The organism is Flammeovirga sp. EKP202 (assembly GCF_014534745.1).
GTDB lineage: Bacteria > Bacteroidota > Bacteroidia > Cytophagales > Flammeovirgaceae > Flammeovirga.
This window is the reverse complement of the sequence record NZ_JACVVP010000009.1, coordinates 114471-137833: the sequence shown is the minus strand read 5'-3', so window position 1 is coordinate 137833 and position 23363 is coordinate 114471. Positions and strand designations below refer to the sequence as shown.

Here is a 23363-nt window from a genome sequence, read left to right as displayed (position 1 = left end):
AAAATGATATGTTTGAATGTCTCATAACAATAGTTTAATTATTGGCAGTTAGTGGAATGTGTAATTAAATAGCGTAAAAATCTCTTCGTTCTTAGAGCAAACTTAACGCTCCATTTTCAGGCTATTTCAATCCATATCTTTCTATTCTTTTAGTATTTATTATTGGGCATTACTCTTTATAAATACTAGCATCCTCTTTCCTTACATCATCAAATGAAATAAAAGAGAACTCCCTAAACCTTAATACATTAGCACCACAAAACAATCACACATTAACCACTATATATCAGATACTTAACACCTTACTAACATTCTCATTACAATCAAAAACTAACCAAAATATCATAACTGTACTCCATCATGACTATACTATTCACTATTAAAAAACCTTCATACCAATACAAGATGACATAGTCTCAAATATTATAAAAATTGTAAAGTTAGGACATAAAAAAAACCTCGAAAAGCACGAAGCCTTCCGAGGTTATTTCTAATATATTTATTATTTATTTCTGTTGTTCAGTTTTTTGATCTACAACTGGCGCTTTATCTCTATTCGCAAGCTCCCATGCAGTAGCAAAAACCAATTTTGCTCTTTTAGCCATTGGGCCAAAAGTGATTTTGTCAACCGTATCTGTCGGCTGATGATAATCTTCATGCGTACCATTAAAATAGAAGATTACAGGAATACCGTGTTTTGCAAAGTTGTAATGGTCTGATCTATAATAATATCTATTTGGATCATCTTTCGCATTATATGTATAATCCAAATCTAATTCGGGAACATATTTCTTTGCCACTTGTTCATGAAGTTCATGTAATTCTGATGATAACATATCTGCACCAATTACATAAACAAAGTCAGGGTTTTCACTATGTGCTGCATCTCCTCTGCCAATCATATCAATATTCAAATTGGCAATAGTGTTATCGATAGGGAAAATTGGGTGACTCGAATAGTATTCAGATCCTAACAATCCTTTTTCCTCACCTGTTACCGTCATAAAAAGTATAGATCTTCTTGGGGCATTCCCCTCTTTTTTTGCTTGAGTAAATGCATTTACAATTTCCAATAACCCTGTCGTTCCAGAACCATCATCGTCTGCACCGTTGTGAATTTCACCATTGATAATACCTACGTGATCATAGTGCGATGTTACAACTAATACCTCGTCTTTTAAGTCCGTACCTTCCATAAAACCTAAAACGTTTTCCGTCGGCATTTTTCGAGTCTCAAACTGAGCATTGATATTCAAATTAAAAACTTCTCCACTTGCAGCTGATTTTCCCTTCGAAACAACCTTAGCCACTCTCTTATCAAACTTACTTTCACTAACTCCAATTAATCGATAGAAACTAGAGGGTTTTAGTAAGACTAATCCAAAACCATTATCACTTTTTTCTTCTGGTTTATTAAACATTAATCTTCCCTTAGAAATATAACTCCCGTATCGTTTTGCTTGAGTGGTGTATTTTTCATCAGATTCGGCAATCACTATCGCGAACGATGCACCTTTTTCTGCTGCAATTTTTGCTTTTATTCTTAATCCACTTATCTCTTTTTTAGATTTACCATAGATTCTTGGTGTTTTTTCAAAAAAGACAACTCCTTTACCTTTCACATCTACATTGTCATAATCACTAATCATGCTGTTGTCCTCACCATAACCGATGAATACTACATCTAAGTCTTGTTTGAAAGAAAAGTTACCGTATGGAAAAATATCTTCAATGAGTTGAAGGGTTACGTCTCCTTTTTGAATGGAGAAATTGGTGTATTTTTGTTTATATAAATCGAATTGTTGAAAATACGGGTTTGGGACATTTGGAACTGGTCCCTTTAAACCTTGATCCATAAAAAACTGAGCGATATAATCTGCCGCCATTTTTTGACCTCTCTCTCCTGTCTCTCTTCCTTCAAACTCATCAGAAGCTAGTATCGTAAGATGAGATTTCATCTCCTCTTCTGTGATGGTCGATTTGTACTTGTTGACTTTTTCACTTTCTGATTCCAAAGTGATATTTTGAGCAAAAGCCGATGAAATGAGAATTGATAATAATGTCGATAAAAGTGTTTGTTTCATAAAACGTTATTAAATAATGAAGAAGGTACACAGTAAAATCAGGTAAGGAATATTTATTTAACTGGGTACTTAATAATTGAAATTGGTAATATATAATGTACCTAATAACTACTACAGCTACTAGGTACAACTTGAACTTATTCTTTGACTATTCAAAAATGCCTAAGGCACTGGAATTGTGTGTGCGTCTTTTGGAGAAGATAAAACGATCATAGATTGTAAATCGTCTACTTCTTTAATTTCGCTGAGTTTGTTTAACAATACTCTTTGGTATTCTTCAATATCAGTGGTAATTACTTTTAATAAGTAATGACTATTACCCGTTACGTGATGACATTCAATAACCTCTGGTATATTATCAACTTGCTTTAAAAAGGAGGTATGATTTTCTTGATTGTGCTTTTCAATCTTTACATTTACAAAAGTAGTTACTCCTAAACCTAAAGCTTTGGTATTCAACTTTGCATGATAACTTTCGATGATCCCCGAGTTTTCTAATTTTTTCACCCTCTCTAAAGTAGGTGCTGGAGATAAGTCAATTTCTTTTGATAACTGAGCGTTTGTTATTTTAGCTTGTTTCTGAAGAATATCTAAAATTCTTCTATCTGTTTGATCAAGCCTTAAAACTGCTTTTTTAAACGTTGACATTTATAATGTAATTATAATGATTAATATATGTGCTGTGATAATAAATATTCAACCTATAGGTATTATTTAGTAACGTTAAATTTAAGTGTAATAAAACTCTAATAATGAAGGCTATACCAAAACAACATTGATATATTTTCAAAATCCGTATCACTTCAAAAAAACATATACCGTCTATAAAAACTAATGACTGAGTACTTATTCCGATAGTTTATAGAAATAAAAGATCTTTTATTACTAAGATAGATTAATGCAATTTATTAGAATATTTTGTTAATAACGAATTTCACCAACTAAAATTCCGAAAAATTAAAAAACAATTCTATTCACAAAATAAGATATAGCTGTTCTACTAAGGGGTGTGCTTGGATTTCTGATAATTTACATATTCCAATATGCCATAAAAATAGCTATTGGCCACTTCAATTACCCTCTGGGAAATCTTACCAGACATTAAGTCATTATCATTAAGTGCTTTAAGCTCATTAATATTATCTTGAAGAAGAGGTTCGCCGTAGCACATTGGGCTGTTTAATAATCGACAAAGCCTTAGGTTTCTTGCATATATACCATTTCCTAAGGGCATTGCTACGTTTTTAAGGTATCGGGGTTCGTTAGTATTGTTAACGGCAGGGACTTTTAAATAATCCACAAATTGTTGCATGATGAACTTGCTTAAAAAATAGGAGTCCTTTGTGTTATCACTGATTAATATTCTAAGAAAATCATAACGATCCCTTTTAGTAGACAATTCTTTTCGCATAAAAGAACCCGGTACAAACACCATACTGAAATTTCTTTGGGATGGCTTTTGCCAACCTACATTTAATTCATCCGCATTATAATGTAAAACAACAGTTACATCAGGTTTAAAGTAATTGATTTTGCTGGCTCTTACTTCTAAATCATCCTGCAAATAATAGTCTCTATATATCTTTGATTCAGGTGAATGATATAAAATATGTAGCAATTGTTTTTTTGTCAATTTACGGTGTTCCCTTAATTTATTGGGAAGGTGTTTACTTTTCCAGGATTGATATGAAACATTTGAGGCTCCTTTATTACCAATTGATGTACGAGTAAGAAATACCTCTGCACCATATTTTTCTAAACTGTCTTTTAGGACATATGCCGTTGTCAAGGTAAGGTCTCCTTCCCTAAGGTTTATTTTTTCACCGCTCTCTAAAGTCATATCGATAAACCTTCCCTCTATTTTTGCCATTTTCATATCTGTAGCTATATGACCTGGATCGATGGCCACTCGGATTCCAGAAAGAGGTTTCATCACTGATGATGGTATGAAGTTATGATTTAACTTTAAAATTCTTATAGTTTGAATTAGATCATCAGAAAAAGGCTTTACTCCTTTATTCGCGTAGACATTATATTGAAAAGAACGATCTGTAAATTCAAAAACGTCTTTTAAAGTAGATAACTCGCTCCAAGGCAGAAAAAACTCTGCTACACCTTTCTTATGGTGTAACGCTGAAGCATATATTGTGATTCCTTTTTGATTGATGGTAAAATACTCATAAAGGTGAGGGCTTTTTACAAGATACTTTTCAGCTCTCCTTTTATAATAATAGGCTAATTGCTGATTCATTTGTGCATAAACTCCCCCTCCTACTTCAAAACAAAGCAGAAACATAAAAAGAATGATTTGTAGGGATTGTCTGAGCATCATATTATTTAATTAGGGCCCCAAAGTTAAGTAGTTAATACTGTAGTATTTGTGAACAACGGGAAAAGATGGGTAAATCTTACTAAAAAAGTACCTTTTTCAGGTTTTTTCATCAATAATTTACAAAAGAACAATAATAATGTCAAAATTTTGTCATGTACAAAAAAACTCCAACAACTAAATTGCTGGAGTTTATGAAATCTATTTATCTATTTTGGAGTGGTAATTACACCAATTCCTCACTGTATAGTTCTTTATGTAATAAGTTTAATGCATTGTTTTTCTCGAAAGTAGGAATCAATACTGAGATATTACTCTTACTTCCTCCGTAAGAAATCATTCTTACAGGCAATGATTTTAAAGCATTAACTACTGAAGATACAATATTTGCGTTCTCTACAAGCATTTGTCCAACAACACAAACAATTGTCATATCTTTATCAACTTCCACTAAACCTAAAGACTGTAAATCTCTTACAATTTCTTCCAGATGAGTATCATTATCAATAGTTAAAGATACCGCTACCTCTGACGTTGTAATCATATCGATCGGAGTGCTGTACTTTTCAAACACTTCAAATACTTGCTTCAAGAAACCATAAGCCATTAACATTCGGCTTGACTTAATTTTGATCGCTACAATACCATTTTTAGCAGCCACTGATTTTACAGGAATAGCGTTATCAGAAGTTGGTCCAATTAAAGTTCCAAAAGCTTTTGGAGCCATTGTATTCTTTAATCTTACAGGAATATCTTTTGTTTGAGCAGGTAATACAGCTAATGGATGAAGGATTTTAGCACCAAAGTAAGCAAGCTCGGCTGCTTCATCATAAGTTAACTGTTCTACTGCTTTTGTATTTTCAACGAAACGTGGGTCATTATTGTGCATACCATCAATGTCAGTCCAAATCTGAACTTCTACAGCATTTACACAAGCACCAATAATTGTTGCTGTATAATCACTTCCTCCACGTTGTAAATTATCAACTTTCTCAAATTCGTTCGTACAGATATAACCTTGCGTGATGAATAAAGTTTCGCCTTTATGTTGAGCAAGAGTTGCTTCCAATCTCTTTTCAATTTCAGGATACGCAGGCTCACCATTTTCAGATCTCATGAAGTCAAGTGCTGGTAATAATACCGAATTCACTCCTTTTTCTGTAAGGTATAAATGCATTAATTTTGTTGAAATTAATTCTCCTTGAGCGTGAATTTCTCTTTCTTGCTCTGTTGAGAATCCTTCAACACTGTAAGAATTTAATAAGGCATATTTTTCATCCATTAGTGCGTGAGCTTCTTCTCTTGCCGCCTCTCCTTCTAAAAGTTCATAGATGTGTTGATCGTACTTTGGTTTGAAATCAGCTACTAATTTTTCAACTAATGGCTTATCACCTGCATAATAGGCATCACAAATTCCAACTAACGCATTTGTAGTACCTGAAACTGCTGATAATACAACTATTTTAGGCTTCTCATCTACAATTAGATTTGAAACTTGAACCATTCGTTCTGCTGAACCCACCGAAGTACCTCCAAACTTATAAACTAACATCGCACTAAAACTATTTTCTTTGTTAAATCCTTAATATTATGTTACAAATATGATTGAGCCTTTTTAGATCATGAAATTTAAACATGAAAAATACCTAAATTTCACAATGTGTTATATATAAAACAAAAGCTTTTCTACCTATAAAACATATTGAACTGAAAAACTTCAAATTCAACTACTTATCATAAACGTTAATCTAGAGGTTTTAATACGAAAACATTCAAAGGAATTCACAACTAAAAACATACATTATGTAATCTATAATGTCACTGATCAATAATGGTGATAAAAATTACCTTCTTTAAGACTTTCCCGTCACTTCTTATTCACTGTATTTAGAGGAAATTTGAAAAATATAATAAACCGTTAAAGTAACGTTCATTTTATTATGAAATTTATACTAGCAAAAATTTGTGTTATCTATCTTACTTTCATTTCGATTTCATGTACTAACACAAAAACAAAAGACGACAGTCACCATAGTGACGCCATTGCATATACAGAGGCTGAATGCGACTTTGGAGATATACAATCCCCAATTAATATTCTTTCACAAAGAACGAAAGGAATAATTAAGTCGAGAATTAATATAGAAGCTCATTGTAACGCTGTAGAAAACAAAGGTCATACAGTACAAATTGATTTTGATAGTACATCAAAGTTAACTTTTGGTGATGATAGATATAGTTTTAAACAACTGCACTTCCATACACCTTCTGAACATCAGATTGATGGCATTACCTACCCAATGGAAATGCATATGGTGAATGTTTTAGACAATGATGAGTCTGATAAACCTCACTTCTTAGTCATTGGAGTTTTATTTAAAATGGGAAAAGAGAATGCTTTCTTAAATGAGTTCCTTAATAAAATCCCAAGAGATCATGAAGGTCTAGTGAAGGTAAATGAAGCAGAAGTAAATCTTGAAGATTTATTTGGAAGTTATGATTGTGAGGAAATGAAACATTATTTCCATTACAACGGATCTTTGACCACACCTCCTTTTACTGAAACAGTATCATGGCATGTGAACCAAGTGATCTTTGAGGCTTCTGAAGAACAGATCAAAATAATGAATAAGATTGAAGGTAATAATGCGAGACATATTCAAGACCTTAAAGGTAGATATGTGGAAAAAGAAGATCTTTATGTTTCTTCAAAATAGAGCATTAAGTACCCGTTAAAGTTGACTTACCCCATCTTTAACTCAATACTTATAAAATATAGACATAGTATGATAATGAAATGAAGGTGATCTTTTGAAGGTCACCTTTTTTTATAAGTACAAATTTAAAATTATCTAATACTAATTCTATTTATTATTTTGCGATTACTTCCTTTAAAAAACTTTCAATAGAACCACTATTCATACGTTTTTTAGCGTTGTACTCACAAAAAATAAATTAGAATTAACTATAATTTATTTTTGTCTTTGTACTTAAATTTGTAATTCATCATTTATCAAAATAAAAATGAATTCTATACTTCTCAGCGACAATACCAATTATTACGAAATACTTCTCCCTTATTTGCCAGCGTTGGAGGTTTACACCAATGTGGAAGACCTTAATACAGAAGAGAATGTAGAAATTCTAATTATTGACGAAGAAGTAATTTTATACCACTTAGAGAAAAACCTGAAATTTATTAAAAACAACTTCCAACAAGCATTAAAATATATTATTTCTAGAAAAAATTGTATTCAAAATTTAGAACGCTACAATTTTAATGAAATACCTCACTATATCTTACATGATGAAAATTTTGAAGACAGGATTAAGAAATATTTTTCATCCATTAATATCAATACCGACAAAAACAATTTTACTTTTTCAGATTTGATAAAGGGGAATTCCCCAGTGGTACAGAAAGTCTTTCAATTAATGAAAAAAGCTTCTACCAGCAAAATCACCGTTAACATTACAGGAGAGACAGGAACAGGTAAAGAACTTGTTGCACGATCAATTCACGAAAATTCTCAACGTAAGGACAAAAAGATGGTAGCCGTTAACATTGCGTCCATTCCAAAAGACTTAATAGAAAGTGAACTCTTTGGTTATGAACAAGGTGCATTTACTGGAGCAACTCAACAAAGAATAGGTAAGTTTGAGGAAGCCAAGGGAGGCACCTTATTTTTGGATGAAATCGGTGAACTTCCTCTAGATCTTCAAACAAAACTTCTAAGAGTCCTACAAGAAGGAGAATTAACCCGGCTTGGAGGAAATGAGCTCATCAAAACAGATGTCCGTTTGATCACTGCCACTCATAGAGACTTGTATTCAGAAGTTGGAAATAATACGTTTAGAGAAGATTTATATTACAGAATATTGGGACTACCCGTTCATCTTCCACCACTTCGTGAAAGAAAAGAAGATATTGAGGAGCTGACAGACAATTTCCTATCAATTGTTTGTAAGGAAAATAACATCAAACCACAGAAGAAATTAGGGAATAGTGCACTCAAAAAATTACTCAACTATAACTTCCCAGGTAACATCAGACAATTAAAAGCCATCATTGATTTAAGTGTAGTGCTATCATCTAATTATGTGATAAGTGCAAGTGATATATTAATTGAAGATCAAAAAAACGACATTAATTTACTAGAAAAAGAGCGAACTTTAGAAGAATATAACATTGAGATCATAGAACACTTTTTGAAAAAGTACTCAGGAAAGGTGAACTTTGTAGCAGATAAACTTGTCATGAGCAAGTCAAAAATTTACAAGTGGATTGCTGAAGGCAAATTGACAAAACCAAAAACCTAAATTTTATACATATGAGTACAGTCCAAAATACACAACTATATAACCTTTCACAATTAGAAATGCTTTCAAGAGGTGACCAGGGATTTGTCGACAAAATGTTGAATTCATTTACGGGAAATCTTAAGGATGGCATCAAAGAAATAACGGATGCTTATCGCTTACATGATTGGAACACTATCGGGAAAGTTGCACATAAATTAAAACCATCAATGTTGGTATTAGGTGTTACAAGTTTAAAGGAAACTATCATCTACTTAGAGCAAAATCAGAAAGGAGAAAATGTGGATGAAAAAGAAATTAGTAATAGAGTGGAAGGTTTTCTTGAAAAATGCGGCATTTTGTTAATGCAGATTCAACAAATTTCGAATAATTGAGAAAAAAACTGACATCAGTCACTTAGAGGGTCAAACTATCTATCTATTTTTGCAGGGTAAAACGAAAAATTAAATTTACTCTAATGAAACAAGTTATTTTTAGTGAACTTGCCCCTTCACCACTAGGGCCCTATTCTCAAGCTATTTTAACGAATGATACACTATATGTATCAGGCCAAATTGGCATCAACCAGTCTACTGGAGAGTTTGTATCTGATTCGATCGAAAATGAAACACACCAAGTCATGAAGAACCTTGGTTACATTTTGCAAGAGGCGGGATTGACTTATGAGAATGTAGTCAAATGTAGTATCTTTGTAAGAGATATGAATGACTTTGCGAGGATAAATGAAGTATATGCTACTTACTTCAATGAAGAAACTGCTCCGGCAAGAGAGACAGTTCAAGTAGCACGTCTTCCTAAAGATGTAGGTATTGAGATCTCTTGCATCGCTATTAAATAAGCAATAAGAAACTATGTTTTATAGATTGTTTTTATCAAATGTTAGCCATAATTCTAGCATTAGTATTAATTCACAATTTATTGAAACATAGAACTTGAAAATACGTGCATAAATAGAGATCTTTTCACGAATAGGAGGATCTCTATTATCATTTATCTCCTACGCATATAAAATCAACCACCATTACAAATCAAATGACAAATTCGATTTACATCAGTACTGCCGAGCCTAATAGTGGCAAAGCCTTAGTTGCCTTGGGTATTCTTGAGAACTCATTACGCAAAAGTTCTAAAGTAGGCTTCTTCAAACCAGTTATTGGAGATTTCAATTCTGGAAAAGAAGATGAGCATATTTCTTTGGTTATCGAGCATTTCGGTTTAGACCAAACACACGAAGAAGCATATGGCCTTACTTTAAAAAGAGCAAATGAGCTAATCTCGCAAGGCAAAAAAGATGAGATGCTTGAAATCGTAATCGATAAATACAAAAAATTAGAAGAGCGTTTCGACTTTATTCTAATTGAAAGTAGTGATTATAAAAACAGTATTACATTAGAGCATAGCTTGAACATTGAGTTTGCGAAAAACTTGGCAACGCCAGTTCTAATCCTTACAAATGCTCACAAAAAATCTCTTGAAGATTGCTCTGACTCATTAAGAGTTGCAATTGACGAATTCAAGTCAAACGACTGCCAAGTAATTGGTGCTATTGTTAACAGAGTAAATCCTGATATTGTTACTGAAGTTCATACTGGATTAGCTGAGAAATTTGCTAGCAAAAAGATGCTTTTATCTACTATTCCTGCAGATGAGAGAATTTCTAGTCCTACCATCAGAGACATTGCCGAGCACTTAGATGCTAAAGTTTTATATGGCGTAAGAAATCTTGATGTATTGGTTGACAATATGACGATCGCTGCCATGCAGATGCAAAACTTCTTACCAAAAATCAAAGACAACTCTTTGGTGATGACTCCTGGTGATAGAGGTGATATTGTATTAGGTACGCTTTCAGCTCACAGATCTCAAAATTACCCTAATATTGCTGGTTTACTTTTAACTACTGGGTTAGAGCCTGATGACTCTATCAAAAAGGTAATTGAAGGTATGAAGGATATGTTCCCTGTATTATCAGTAAAAGAAAATACTTATCATACTGCCAACTCTGCTGCTGATGTTACAGCTTCAATGAGAGCAAATGATTTGACTCGTATTGCTTACGCAAAAGAGCTTTTTGAACAACATGTTGATTCAAAAATGCTTGAGGAGTTATTAAGTACTGTGAAAATTGATGGTATGACACCAAAAATGTTCCAGTATACGCTTACACAACGTGCTAAAAAGAAGAAAGCAAAGATTGTATTACCAGAAGGTAATGATCCAAGAATTCTTGAAGCAACTGCAATTCTTGCAACACAAGATATTGTTGATATCGTGTTATTAGGTAAGAAAGATGAGTTAGTTGATATTGCTAGAAAAAATGTTATTAACCTTGACTTTGATCTTGTAGAAGTGATCAACCCTGTTGAATACAGTAAATTCAATGAGTATGTAAATACTCTTTATGAATTAAGAAAACATAAAGGTATGAACTTAGATATGGCAACGGATGCTATGTCTGATGTTTCTTACTTTGGTACTATGATGGTTCAGATGGGTGATGCACAAGGTATGGTATCAGGTGCAGTACATACAACAGCCGCTACGATCCGTCCAGCATTACAAGTAATCAAAACGAAGCCAGGAACTTCAGTAGTTTCTTCAGTATTCTTTATGAGTTTACCTGACAGAGTATTAGTATACGGTGACTGTGCTGTAAACCCTAATCCAAACTCTGATCAGTTAGCGGAAATTGCACTTTCTTCAGCTGAAACAGCAATCGCATTTGGTATTGAACCAAAGATTGCCATGCTTTCATACTCTTCCGGATCTTCAGGATCAGGTGAGGAAGTAGAGAAAGTACGTAAAGCAACTGAAATTGCAAAAGCAAAACGTCCAGACTTAAAAATCGAAGGTCCTATCCAATATGACGCTGCTGTTGACGCTACTGTTGGTCAGAAAAAGATGCCAGGATCCGAAGTAGCTGGTCAAGCTAACGTATTGATTTTCCCTGATTTGAACACTGGTAATAACACTTACAAAGCGGTTCAAAGAGAAACAGGTGCATTAGCAATCGGTCCTGTTCTTCAAGGTTTAAATAAGCCAGTAAACGATTTAAGTAGAGGTTGTTTAGTAGAGGATATCTTGAACACAGTGATTATCACAGCGATCCAAGGTATTCAGTAGTAAACAAATATTAATAATAATACTTATTAAGAATACCCTTTACAGACTGTAAAGGGTATTCTTATTATTTTGCAAAAAATTATAATTTATAAATACTTCATACATTTCAATGAAAATTCTTGTAATCAACGCAGGTAGTTCTTCTTTAAAATACCAATTGTTCGAGATGGAAGGCGAACAAGTTCTTTGCTCTGGTATTGTAGAAAGAATTGGTTTAGAAAATGGTATTATCACGCACAAAACTTTTGATGCAGAGGGTAATGCTTCTAAAACAAAACTTGAGCTTCCTATTCCAAATCATAATGTTGGTCTTAATGAGGTAGTAAACCTATTAACTGACTCTGACAACGGAGTGATTCAAAATACAGATGATATCCAAGCGGTTGGTCATAGAGTAGTTCATGGTGGTGAATTCTTCAATAAAACAATGCTTATCACTGCTGATGTTGAAGCTAAAATTAAGGAGTGTTTCCAACTTGCACCTCTTCATAACCCTGCCAACTTACAAGGTATTTTAGATTGTACTAAAATCTTTGCTAAAGCAAAACAAGTGGCTGTATTTGATACTGCATTCCACCAAACAATGCCTGCTAAATCATACAGATATGCTATTCCTACTGAATTGTATGAAAACAATGGTATTCGTGTTTATGGTATGCATGGTACTTCTCACAAATATGTATCTGAGCAAACTATCAAATATTTAGGTCTAGAAGGAAAAGATTCTAAAGTAATCACAGTACACTTAGGAAACGGTTGCTCAATGGCAGCTGTAAGAAACGGAGAGTGTATTGATACTTCAATGGGCTTCTCTCCTCTTGATGGTTTAATGATGGGTACACGTTCTGGTGACATCGACCCTGCTGTAGTTTTCTACTTAATGGATAAGTTAGAAATGAAATCAGAGGAAGTATACGAATTATTAAACAAAAAATCAGGTATGTTAGGTGTGACTGGCGACAGTGACATGAGAGATATCGAAGAAAGATTTAATGCAGGTGATGAAGTAGCTATTCTTGCTCTACACATGTATACTTACAGGATCAAGAAATACATTGGTGCTTATATGGCTGCGTTAAACGGTGCTGACGCTATTGTATTTACTGCCGGTGTAGGTGAAAATGACCACGGAGTTCGTCTTTTAGCTGCCAACGAATTAGAGCACTTAGGTGTTGTAGTAGATGAAGCTAAAAACCATAAATTAAGAGCTTCAGACATTGAAGAAATTCAAGGTGCTGATTCTAAAGTGAAGGTATTAGTTGTACCAACAAACGAAGAATTAGAGATTGCTCAACAAACTTTAGAGGTGATTGGTTAATCAACTTTATTGATATAAAAAATCCCATACCAACAAACTGGTATGGGATTTTTTTTTGAAAAACCGTAATTCCAATTACGAAATTACGGCCGATAATTAGGTTTTAACAGGAAGTTTCGTCTTCATTTAACGATGTTTGTTCATCCTTATAAACCTAAGTACGGCGTTTTTATACTCTAGTTAAACCAGCTTTACACTTGTTTTGACAAGTTTACAAAAGAATAACATAGATGTTAGTTTATTAACAAGTTCTAGAGACTTTTAGTCAATTGCCTCTAACTTTTTTCTTTCTATTATTTCAGATTGATAAGTGGTAATTTTATCTACAACCACATTTTCTGGCATTGATTGTGATGTTGCTGTTTTACATAAAACAAACTGATGATTTGACATTCTACCTACTACTCCTACTTGATCGATATCATTCATATCTAATAAATCATATAATTTATCTCTATCTTTCAAGTCGGTAACCAAATATAATTTATGGCAATGTTTTAATGCATCTAATGTTTTAGGATTGTTCTCGAAGAAGGAAAAGTCCGTTAATACTAAGAAACCAATGATCATATTGTTTGAGCTAGAATAGATAATAGCATCAAGTCTGGTTTCTGAAGTAGGTGTATAATCTTTTTGTATTAATATTTTATTGGTCTTTAATCCTGCCTGAAGGGCAATTGATTTTCCAAAACTCTTTTTTAGGTTTTTAAAAAGTGACTCACTGATTTCATCATACATCAGTTTAGTCGATATATTAAGAGTAGACATGTTTGTAAAATTTAGGTTATTAAAAATTATTAGCTATACGTTGTAATTCGATAATTCTGTCATCTTTTGTATTACAACCGTAAATTAAATAATACAAAAAAACATTAACCTCAAAAAATACAGATTTACTTTTGCGCAACTTTCGTTTATTTTTACATAAATCATTAAAATAATTCAATTTTAAATATGCATCATAAATTAACAACTCTGTTTCTACTCTTCTTTATTAGCATACAATTAAATGCTCAAAAACTACTGGACGTACCTTCTAAATATTTCCCCTCATATGATGAGAACTATCAAGTCATAAACCATCATAACTATTCAATTGGTTACAGTGAAAAACATGAACAAGCTGCTTTTGTTATTTATAAACTTACCAAAAAAGAACTCAACAAAAGTGCCGATCGATCTAATCAATTTGAGACAGATCCTAATGTCACAACATTTTCAGCTGATGGAAAAGATTATTATAAATCTGGCTATGATAGAGGACACTTGGCACCAGCTGCTGATATGTCTTTTAATCAAACGGCCATGGAAGAAAGTTTTTACTATTCTAATATGAGTCCTCAAGCCCCTTCTTTCAACAGAGGAGTTTGGAAAAGAATGGAAGAACAAGTGAGAGAATGGGCACTTCAAAAAGATAGTGTAATTGTAATTACCGGACCTGTTTTAGAAGATGGATTGAATGTTATTGGTTCCAATGAAGTAAGTGTACCTCGCTATTTTTACAAAATTGTATTATCTGAAAAAGGTAATAATGAATTTGAAGCCATAGGAATGCTCGTTGAAAACGCTAAATCCTCATTGCCTTTATCTCAATTTTATGTAACTGTTGATGCCATAGAGGAAGTCACTTCAATAGATTTTTTTGCTGGAGTTTCAAATCAAGAAAAATTTGAAAGCCATTATAATTCAGCCTATTGGACAATTGGCAGTACTGAGGAGAATAATCATAGAATCGAACAAACTCCATCAAAAGAAGCCCTTCAATGTGAAGGATTTACAAAAAAAGGAGACAGATGTAAACGAAATGCGAATAAAAACTCGAAATTTTGCTGGCAACATCAATAAATCTCAAATCCATTAAGGCATTTTAGATTCTTATTCATTAAATTGTCGATAATAGCACCCAAAATGTTATTCTCGCAAATTATATGAATGTATTTCTTCAAAATGACAAAGAAAAAATAAAGAATTCTACAGCTTCAAAAACAACAAATCATTACATCATCCTAAATAGTAATGGTAGTATAAAGTTCATCTCAAAGGGTTTTTTAAATGGCGCACATACCTTTGAAGAAAATAGGTCAATAGCCGTAGGACTTTCTCCAAAAAATCAAATTGTGTTCAAACAAAAAGTATTCGAAGCTTTGGACACTCAGGATTCTATTGTCTTTGAATTTACAATTTCCATTCATGCAAAACCTCACCTTTTCAAGATTACTCTTTCGCCTTTTTTTATTGATGAAGCCTTAGTCAATGCCACTTTTGAAGAAGTAAATAAAGAGAAGGAATTGCATTTAAGAAGGTTTAAAGACACCTATATACACTCTTTAGATGCCATTATTTGGATAGATCCTTTCTCGAAAGATGTCATCTTTTCCAACCCTGCTTTTGAAAAAATAACGGGGTACTCTGAAAAAGAAATACTAAATCAATCCATCTTCAAATTGATTGCTTTAGAAGATAAACAGAAAGGAAAACATGAATTCTCTTTACTAAAGAAGAACAAAAGCATAGTTACTCAAACAGTTCTTATCACCAAGAAAAAGAAAAGGCTTGATGTAGAATTAAGTGCTAATGTAGTGACTTCTGATAATGACTCACCTTATATTGTTTGTGTTATTAAAGATCAAACAGCACTTACGAAAGCTAGAAAAGAATTAAAAGATAACTCAAGAAGATATGAAGGGGTACTTGACAACTCAAAAATAAAAATTTGTCAATTTGATCTTCAACTTAAGTTGTTTTGGACCGGACAATCGAATGATGCTATGACATCTAATTTTCTATCCAAAAACAATTATGGTTTAACCATTAAAGAGATTATAAAAAATGAATCGGGTGTTAATATTTATCACCTCATGCATGAAACTTTGAAGTCACAAAATACCCAGTTTGGTAGCTTTACAATTCTGTATGACAAAGAATGGAAAGTGGCTGAAGTTTTCTTTACTCCTATCTTAGAGAATGGCAAAACAGTTGGTTTAAATGTGGTTTTCTTAAATATTTCAGATCAAAAAAGAATTGAAGATAAGTTAGACCACTTTGTTTACAGGGCTGCCCATGATTTAAGAGGTCCAATTACTACAATTCAAGGATTAATACAATTAATAAAAGTTGAAGATAATGGTTCAAACTTTATAAATATGTTAGAAGAAACAGTTTGGACTCAAGACATGCATCTTCAAAAAATACTAGCTTTTTACTATAATCAGAAAAAAGAATTAAACGTTTTACCTGTTGACTTAAACAAAATTGTCCATCAGCTCAACTCCTTTATCAGTAATTCTGGCTATAACATTTGTATCTCTACAAATAATCTTTCAAAAAGAATAATTTACTCAGATGGAGAGCGTATTCTGTTACTGTTCAAAAATATCTGTAGTACAATTTTACAAAATGTATCGAGAGATATACATGTTGACTTAAAAATTGTTCTTAAGGATATTAAAAATGGAATCTATTTATCTTTTGAAGATAATGTATCTCCCAAAGACTCATTCGATTCCATTATTAATCGCAATAATACGGTTGAATATATTCACAATGATTTTTCTAAAGGTATCTTTATCACTACTGATATCATAGAAAAATTGAAAGGAAAATATCAGGTAAATTATAATTCAAACAAAAGAACACAAATGCTTGAAATTCTTTTACCTGACCTTCAATAAAACAACTTTATTTAGTCTCTTCTGAAAGACTCAATTACTTCTTTAAAATCTGGAAATTCCTCCGAAAGATGCTCGATATTGGCAATTTCGAAATCTTCAAACTCAAACCCTGGAGCAACAGTACATCCTACAAGAACATAATCATCTTCTTCCTCCACTAAAGCTCTAGCTGCAAACCAATTACCGCCTTTTATTACGTATTGAGGAACTTCTCCCTCCTTAAAGTTTTTTCCTACAATCGTTTCAATCAACTCCCCTTTTGGTGTGATTTCAACGATCTTAACTCTTGCTCCATCGTAATGATGCCAGATCTCCGTATATTTTAGTTTATGGAAAGTAGAAAATTCATTTTTCCCCATTAAATAGTAAATAGCAGTAGAGGCATTTCTCTCTAATCGATCCGAATTTACCTCAATTGTCTTATGAGAACGATATGTTTCATAAAAATACCCTCCTTCAGGATGAGGAGTCATATCCAAAAATTTAATGATTTCGTCTTTTTTCATCTGTAATATTTAATTATTTGAGCAAAAATATATTTCCCTACCCTATTCTCCAAAATACAAATTTTAAAGACGAACCTAGCATAGGTTTATGAATAATAATTGATCAAATGTTGAAATACTCTTAATTTCTACCTAATCATAATATTTATAAAAACATTATTAAGAGTAATAAGAATAAAGTAAATTTGAAACATGTAAAAACCATCATATATTAATTTGTTATGGAAAATAATATTGAGCAATTTATTCAAAACAGCTTCCCTACTCTCCCATTAGATCATCCGTTAAAGCAAGAGTTTTTATCCGAAGGAGAATTAATATCAATTGATGAAGGTGAGTTTTTGATTGATCTAAATGAGGAAATGACTTTTGTACCCATTGTCACAAACGGGGTACTAAAGGTTACAAGAGAAGATGATGAAGGCAATGAGCTTTTTCTTTACTATTTAGAATATGGCGAAACATGTACTATCTCTATGATGTACCAAGAAAGTGCTGTTAGAGTGACTGCTGAAGAAAAATCCTTAGTCTACAAAGTTCCTCTAACCATTATTAATGATTGGATGGCTCGTTTTCCTGAATGGAGAGATTTTGTGATGCATGCCTATAAAGTACGTTTTGATGGTTTATTAAAAGCGATTGATGAATTGGCATTTAAGAAAATGGATGAGCGATTAATCAACTATCTCCAAAAAGTAAGGGATATCAAGGATACAGACCTTTTACATATTTCTCATTCGGAGATTGCCTTAAACCTAAATACTTCAAGAGAAGTGATCTCAAGATTATTAAAACAATTGGAAAAAATAGGAAAAGTAAAATTGGGTAGAAATAAAGTTGAATTGCTTGCGTAACATTTATCACAGAGTAATTCTTTTGTTTCGTTAATTTTGTTCTATCATCAAATATAAAAAACACACTATGGGATTTTTAAGAAAATTATTTGGTCTTGGACCTAAAGTAGACTATAACGAATTAGTAGCAAATGGTTCGAAAGTTTTAGATGTTAGAACAACAGGTGAATTTTCTTCTGGCAATTACAAAGGATCCATCAATATACCTCTGGATCAAGTCAGTAAAAGAATGCCAGAAATATTGAAACTTGGTGAACCTTTGGTGGTTGTTTGTAAATCAGGAATTAGGGCTTCTAATGCCATTTCAAAAATTAAAAAAGCAGGCGTAAAAGAAATACATAATGCTGGAGGTTGGACCAATCTAAAGTAAAAACAATAGTACATAAAGAATGCTACCCAACAAATGTCGGGTAGTATTACTTTATATACTATTATCTATGAATACATGCTATAATCCTCCTCCACTAGATTGTAACTTTCTCTTTTGACGGCCTTGGAATTGACCACCAAATGCATACGAGAATGATAATCTATATACAGGACTTTCTTGTTGGAAATCTGTCATTTCTACAAAACCATCACCATAAGCAGTTCTTTGCTCACCGCTGTAAAGAAGGTTATTGATTTTGAAACTCAAGTTTCCTTTATGATTTAAAATTGATTTTTTAATGGCTAAATCCATTGAATATTGTGGATCTGTAATTCTTTGTGCATCATAATTTTGTGCAGTATATCTACCCATCAACTGTACAGTCAATGTTTTCATTGGTGTCACTTTAGCACTCAATTTTGCCGACCAGTTTATTGGATTGCTATCCGTTGGAATAGTAAACTCCTCATTATCATCTTGGATATCCAAGTAATATAAATCAACGGAGCCATTCCATTCCCACCATTTCGTCATATTGTAATTTGAAGATACTGACATACCACCTGTCATTGACTCTCCTAAGTTTCTGTAAGTAATTACAGTTAAATCTCTGTCATTATCGTATTCAACAATCTCTCTAATGATATCAGTAGAATGTCTCATATAAACGGCAGTATTTACGCTAAACGCTCCTCCCATAAAACCGTAAGAAAGTTCCATTGAGTTGGTATATGACGGCTGTAGACCTGGGTTACCTCTCATTACACTTTGTGGATTTGAAGACATCTCAATCGGCAATAACTGCATCACATTTGGTCTCTTAATTCTTCTACTGTAGCTGATACCAACAGTATTTTTGTCATCTAATTTATGTTGTACATGCAAAGACGGGAATAATGACTGATAGTCAATAGTATAAGTTGTATCTGCAATTGAAGAGTTTGTGATCTTACCCTCCATTAAAGCTGACTCTGCTCTTAAACCTGCCTTAATACGTGTTTTACCCAACTGTAATGAATAAGAACCATATGCTGCGTGGACCTGCTCTAAATAAGGGTAAGTATACGATAAAGTGTCATCGTTAATAAAATTGATACTCTGTACTCTCATTTCAGCATCTGTCATTTGACCTTTATAGCCTACTTCAAAAGATGATTTATCATTAATCTGCTGATCATAATCAACACCTAATTGAGTGTAGAACCAGTTGGCAGAGTTGTTATTTCTATTAATTTGTTGCCATTCACCATTACCTATTTTCTGTGCATTTTGAGGTACAATATCAGCCTCTCCAATATTGGCAAATAGATCAATTTCTAAATTACCCTTCTCAAATTCTTTTCTATGATTCAAGTTGAAATTATTTCCTTGAGCTAAGTTGTAGTTTTTACCCAATTGAAAATTACTATCTTCCACTTGATCACCATTCACATATTCGTTGGTAAACTCAGATAACACATCAGACTCCCATCTCCATCTCTCAAAAGCAAAGGTTGAAGTATTCGTAGAATCCCAGAAGTAATCCATCCCTAAACGTACATTTCCAAATCTGTTATCGTCATTGATTTTTTCATTTTGACGAAGACTATTGATAGTGGTATCTGTATAATCTCTGTTTAATGTTCTAGTATTATCCCACTGATTTGAGCTCATGTAAGTCTGCCCAAAAAAGTTTAATTTCTTTACTCTGTAATTCAAACCAAGGAACCCTGAGTATTTATTATTTGAACCCGCATTCAAACTAAAGTTACCGTTAAAACCTTTTAGAGCATCTTTTTTTGTGATCACATTGATAATACCAGAAAGGCCATCTGGATCATACTTTGAGGATGGGTTGGTGATGACCTCAATCTTATCCACTGCATCTGCCGGTAACGACTGTAAAATTTGGTTGATATCCATTTGAGAGGGCTTTCCATCCAATAACACTCTTACATTGTTATCTCCTCTCAAGGAAATAGTACCATCAGCTCCTACATTCACCTCAGGCAGAGTATTTAAAATTTCTGAAGTAGAATTACCATCAGCAATCATAGCCTCACTTACATTGATTACCTTTTTATCAATTCTATTTTCGATAAAAGATTTTTCTCCAGTGATTTCAACTTCTTCTAATTGCTCCACTGACGAAACCAATACAATTTCACCTAAGTCAAGCTTTGATTTTTTGGCTGTTAATTCAATTTCTTCGATGTACTTTTCGTATCCGATAAACTGCACCACTAAATTGTATTTCCCTAACGGTACTTTTGTAAGTGAGAATTCCCCATTATCATCAGACATGGCTCCAGTAACAGATTTTTTTGAAGCATCTAATAATGCAATTGATGCATATCCGACAGGTTGATTGTTATCTTGATCAATTAAACGTCCTTTCACTATTCCTTTGGCAAGTGGCTCATTGGCCAAAGTTGTAAATGACGTAAAGGTTAGGCATATAAACGTAATATATGCACATACGAGTGTAGAAGTCTTCATAGATTGTATAAAATAATTTGACACTAATAGTTAATTGCTGCTCACATGAACAGTTACATAGATTTAATTGAATGTTAATTACTTAACTGGAAGTTGATTAAGTTTCACATTCTTTAATAATTAATTCAATTATAGACGTTCAATTTTAAATTCACAAACAAATCATAGTAAAAATTATAAATTCATTAAAACAGAGGGTAATTCTGTAACACTGTTGAACACACTTGTTCATTATCGTACGAAAATTATAATTTAAACTGTTTTCATTGTTAAAGACAGGGTTTATGACAAAGGGTTGCAGGAATTCGTATTTTTCTCAAAAAAAATTAAATCATTTATGTAGATTAGAAGCAAAAGGAAGAATATGAATAAAGAACAAATAAAGGAACACTTTAAAAAACAACTAGAACTACTTCAGTTAGAAAGAAAGGAAGACTTAGAACAATACAAAAAATTAATGAGTGATACCTCCATTGAAGAAAGGAGAAAAAGAGGTATTTGCTGGCACCCTGTTCAACTTCAAAAAACTTCTTTTGATGCTGGCGACCGTATCATTATTGAAGTCACTCGGAATGAAAATCATTCCGAAAGTCATGTTTTCCAATCGGGAAAAAGTATATCATTATTTTCTACTGCTGGTAAAAATGAGGAGCATAAAGAAAATGTAAAAGCAGTGGTCAATTATGTAAAAAGAGATACAATGACCCTAACACTGAACGCTGATGACGCCCCTGACTGGATTAATGATGGTCAACTTGGCATTCAGTTATTGTTTGATGAAAGTACATATAAAGAAATGGAAAGGGCCATTACATTATGTATGAATAGTGAAGACACTCAACTACAAAAACATAAAAACATCTTTTTCGGAGATTTACAGGCCAAATTTAAATCAATTTACCAATACAATATCCCTTACCTCAATGATAGTCAGAATAAGGCTTTAATGAATGTATTAGGAGCCGAAGATGTTGCCATTATCCACGGACCTCCAGGTACAGGTAAGACAACTACCATTATTCAATGTATTATTCAAAACCTCAAGGATACCGATCAAGTGCTAGTTTGTGCTCCAAGTAATGCCGCTGTCGACCTTTTAACTGAAAAGCTTGTTGATAAAAAAATAAATGTAGTCCGTTTAGGACACCCTGCAAGAATCACAGATACAATTCTTCAACAAACTATTGATGTAAAAACAACAAAACACATTCGCTATAAAGAATTAAAAGCGGTAAAACAGCAAGAAAGTCAGTACCGAAATGCAGCTCAAAAATATAAACGCAATTTTGGTAGAGAGGAACGAGAAGAAAGAAGAATGTTATGGACAGAGGCCAATAAGCTTAGAAAAGAAGTGAGGTCACTTTCAGAATATATTGCCAATGATATTATTGAAAAGGCACAAGTCATTGCTTGTACACTTGTTGGTTCATCAACCCAAGTTTTAAGAGGAAAAAGATTCTCAACTGTGTATATAGATGAAGCCGGACAAGGCTTAGAAGCGGCAACTTGGATTCCGATTCAAAGAGCTGACAGAATAATTCTCGCTGGTGACCACCAACAACTACCTCCTACTATTAAGTCTATAAAAGCGGCAAAAGAGGGATTAGAAACGACTTTATTTGAGCAGCTTATTACGAACAAGAAGGTGGATGTGATGCTCCAAGAACAATATAGGATGAATGAAAAAATCATGAATTTTTCATCTACCTATTTTTACAACAACAGCCTTATTGCCAATGAAAATGTAAAAGATCATCTCATTTTTGATGGAGATTTACCACTAGAATTTATTGATACTGCGGGAACAGGTTTCAATGATTACACTGACCCTGAATCTTTAAGCACAAGTAATCGTGAAGAAGCCGATATTCTTCAAAAACATATGAGTGTGTATTTCGATGAAATTAAGCAAATGAATAAATTCGAGGAGGTACAAAACATCGGAGTAATCACTCCCTACAAGGCACAAGTAAAAGAACTAAAAAATACACTTTATCATCTAGATTTTTCTGAAGATATCAAAAACAAGATTAATGTTAATACTGTAGACTCCTTTCAGGGGCAAGAAAGAGATATTATCTACATCAGTTTAGTACGTTCAAATGAAGATGGCATCATAGGATTCCTTCAAAATACTAAAAGAATGAATGTAGCCATGACCAGAGCAAAGAAGAAACTTGTAGTGATTGGAGATTCAAGTACAATTTGCAGACATAAATTCTACAAAGAGTTTGTGGATTACACACAAGAAATTGGTGCTTATCGAAGTGCTTTTGAGTTAATGTATTAGAAGAAAAACGTTAAAGTAAA

The 23363-nt window shown here is 32.9% G+C and carries 18 protein-coding genes; 11 read left to right on the top strand and 7 right to left on the bottom strand.

What is annotated here, in order from left to right:
- Nucleotides 1-506: 506 nt before the first annotated feature.
- The 4 genes from IC221_RS07890 to IC221_RS07875 form a co-directional block, all read right to left on the bottom strand.
- Complete coding sequence (locus IC221_RS07890) at nt 507-2084, bottom strand: M28 family peptidase (RefSeq protein WP_188168435.1); 1578 nt, start codon at nt 2082-2084, stop codon at nt 507-509.
- 162 nt (nt 2085-2246) lie between these two features.
- A complete protein-coding gene (locus IC221_RS07885; protein WP_044200740.1) occupies nt 2247-2732 on the bottom strand; it encodes an Lrp/AsnC family transcriptional regulator in 486 nt (161 codons plus the stop codon).
- 352 nt (nt 2733-3084) lie between these two features.
- Nucleotides 3085-4413 (bottom strand): N-acetylmuramoyl-L-alanine amidase, encoded by a 1329-nt coding sequence (locus IC221_RS07880; RefSeq protein WP_188168434.1) that lies wholly within the window; start codon nt 4411-4413, stop codon nt 3085-3087.
- Between the two features lie 226 nt (nt 4414-4639).
- On the bottom strand, nt 4640-5965 hold the full coding sequence (locus IC221_RS07875) for an aspartate kinase (RefSeq protein ID WP_188168433.1): 1326 nt from the start codon (nt 5963-5965) through the stop codon (nt 4640-4642).
- A gap of 388 nt (nt 5966-6353) precedes the next feature.
- Between IC221_RS07875 and IC221_RS07870 the strand changes: the two genes are divergently transcribed.
- The 6 genes from IC221_RS07870 to IC221_RS07845 all read left to right on the top strand — a co-directional run bounded on the left by IC221_RS07870 (nt 6354) and on the right by IC221_RS07845 (nt 13174).
- Nucleotides 6354-7130 carry a carbonic anhydrase family protein gene (locus IC221_RS07870; protein WP_188168432.1) on the top strand — a complete coding sequence of 259 codons (777 nt, stop codon included), beginning with the start codon at nt 6354-6356 and terminating at the stop codon, nt 7128-7130.
- 307 nt (nt 7131-7437) lie between these two features.
- Entirely contained in the window at nt 7438-8733 is a 1296-nt protein-coding gene (locus IC221_RS07865) for a sigma-54-dependent Fis family transcriptional regulator (protein WP_188168431.1), read from the top strand.
- Nucleotides 8734-8744: 11 nt separating this feature from the next.
- Nucleotides 8745-9107: an Hpt domain-containing protein gene (locus tag IC221_RS07860; RefSeq protein ID WP_188168430.1), complete on the top strand. Its 363-nt coding sequence runs from the start codon at nt 8745-8747 to the stop codon at nt 9105-9107.
- An 83-nt stretch (nt 9108-9190) separates the two neighbouring features.
- Complete coding sequence (locus tag IC221_RS07855) at nt 9191-9571, top strand: RidA family protein (RefSeq protein WP_188168429.1); 381 nt, start codon at nt 9191-9193, stop codon at nt 9569-9571.
- A gap of 194 nt (nt 9572-9765) precedes the next feature.
- Nucleotides 9766-11856, top strand: coding sequence for a phosphate acetyltransferase (gene pta / locus IC221_RS07850; protein ID WP_188168428.1), 2091 nt, complete (start codon nt 9766-9768; stop codon nt 11854-11856).
- Nucleotides 11857-11965: 109 nt separating this feature from the next.
- Nucleotides 11966-13174, top strand: a complete 1209-nt coding sequence (locus IC221_RS07845; protein ID WP_188168427.1) for an acetate/propionate family kinase — start codon at nt 11966-11968, stop codon at nt 13172-13174.
- A gap of 261 nt (nt 13175-13435) precedes the next feature.
- On the opposite strand, the gene IC221_RS07840 is transcribed toward IC221_RS07845, so the two are convergent.
- Nucleotides 13436-13942, bottom strand: coding sequence for a hypothetical protein (locus IC221_RS07840; RefSeq protein WP_188168426.1), 507 nt, complete (start codon nt 13940-13942; stop codon nt 13436-13438).
- A 186-nt stretch (nt 13943-14128) separates the two neighbouring features.
- Here IC221_RS07840 and IC221_RS07835 point away from each other — a divergent pair, with 186 nt between their 5' ends.
- Nucleotides 14129-15019, top strand: coding sequence for a DNA/RNA non-specific endonuclease (locus tag IC221_RS07835; protein ID WP_188168425.1), 891 nt, complete (start codon nt 14129-14131; stop codon nt 15017-15019).
- An 83-nt stretch (nt 15020-15102) separates the two neighbouring features.
- Nucleotides 15103-16845, top strand: a complete 1743-nt coding sequence (locus tag IC221_RS07830; protein ID WP_188168424.1) for a PAS domain S-box protein — start codon at nt 15103-15105, stop codon at nt 16843-16845.
- Between the two features lie 11 nt (nt 16846-16856).
- Here IC221_RS07830 and IC221_RS07825 read toward each other — a convergent pair whose 3' ends face one another.
- Nucleotides 16857-17351, bottom strand: coding sequence for a cupin domain-containing protein (locus tag IC221_RS07825; protein WP_044200756.1), 495 nt, complete (start codon nt 17349-17351; stop codon nt 16857-16859).
- Nucleotides 17352-17572: 221 nt separating this feature from the next.
- Between IC221_RS07825 and IC221_RS07820 the strand changes: the two genes are divergently transcribed.
- Nucleotides 17573-18205 (top strand): Crp/Fnr family transcriptional regulator, encoded by a 633-nt coding sequence (locus IC221_RS07820; protein WP_188168423.1) that lies wholly within the window; start codon nt 17573-17575, stop codon nt 18203-18205.
- Between the two features lie 67 nt (nt 18206-18272).
- Nucleotides 18273-18575, top strand: coding sequence for a rhodanese-like domain-containing protein (locus tag IC221_RS07815; RefSeq protein ID WP_188168422.1), 303 nt, complete (start codon nt 18273-18275; stop codon nt 18573-18575).
- Nucleotides 18576-18653: 78 nt separating this feature from the next.
- Here IC221_RS07815 and IC221_RS07810 read toward each other — a convergent pair whose 3' ends face one another.
- A complete protein-coding gene (locus IC221_RS07810) occupies nt 18654-21053 on the bottom strand; it encodes an outer membrane beta-barrel family protein (protein WP_188168421.1) in 2400 nt (799 codons plus the stop codon).
- A gap of 364 nt (nt 21054-21417) precedes the next feature.
- On the opposite strand from IC221_RS07810, the gene IC221_RS07805 reads away from it, so the two are divergent.
- Nucleotides 21418-23343 carry an AAA domain-containing protein gene (locus IC221_RS07805; protein ID WP_188168420.1) on the top strand — a complete coding sequence of 642 codons (1926 nt, stop codon included), beginning with the start codon at nt 21418-21420 and terminating at the stop codon, nt 23341-23343.
- Nucleotides 23344-23363 lie beyond the last annotated feature (20 nt).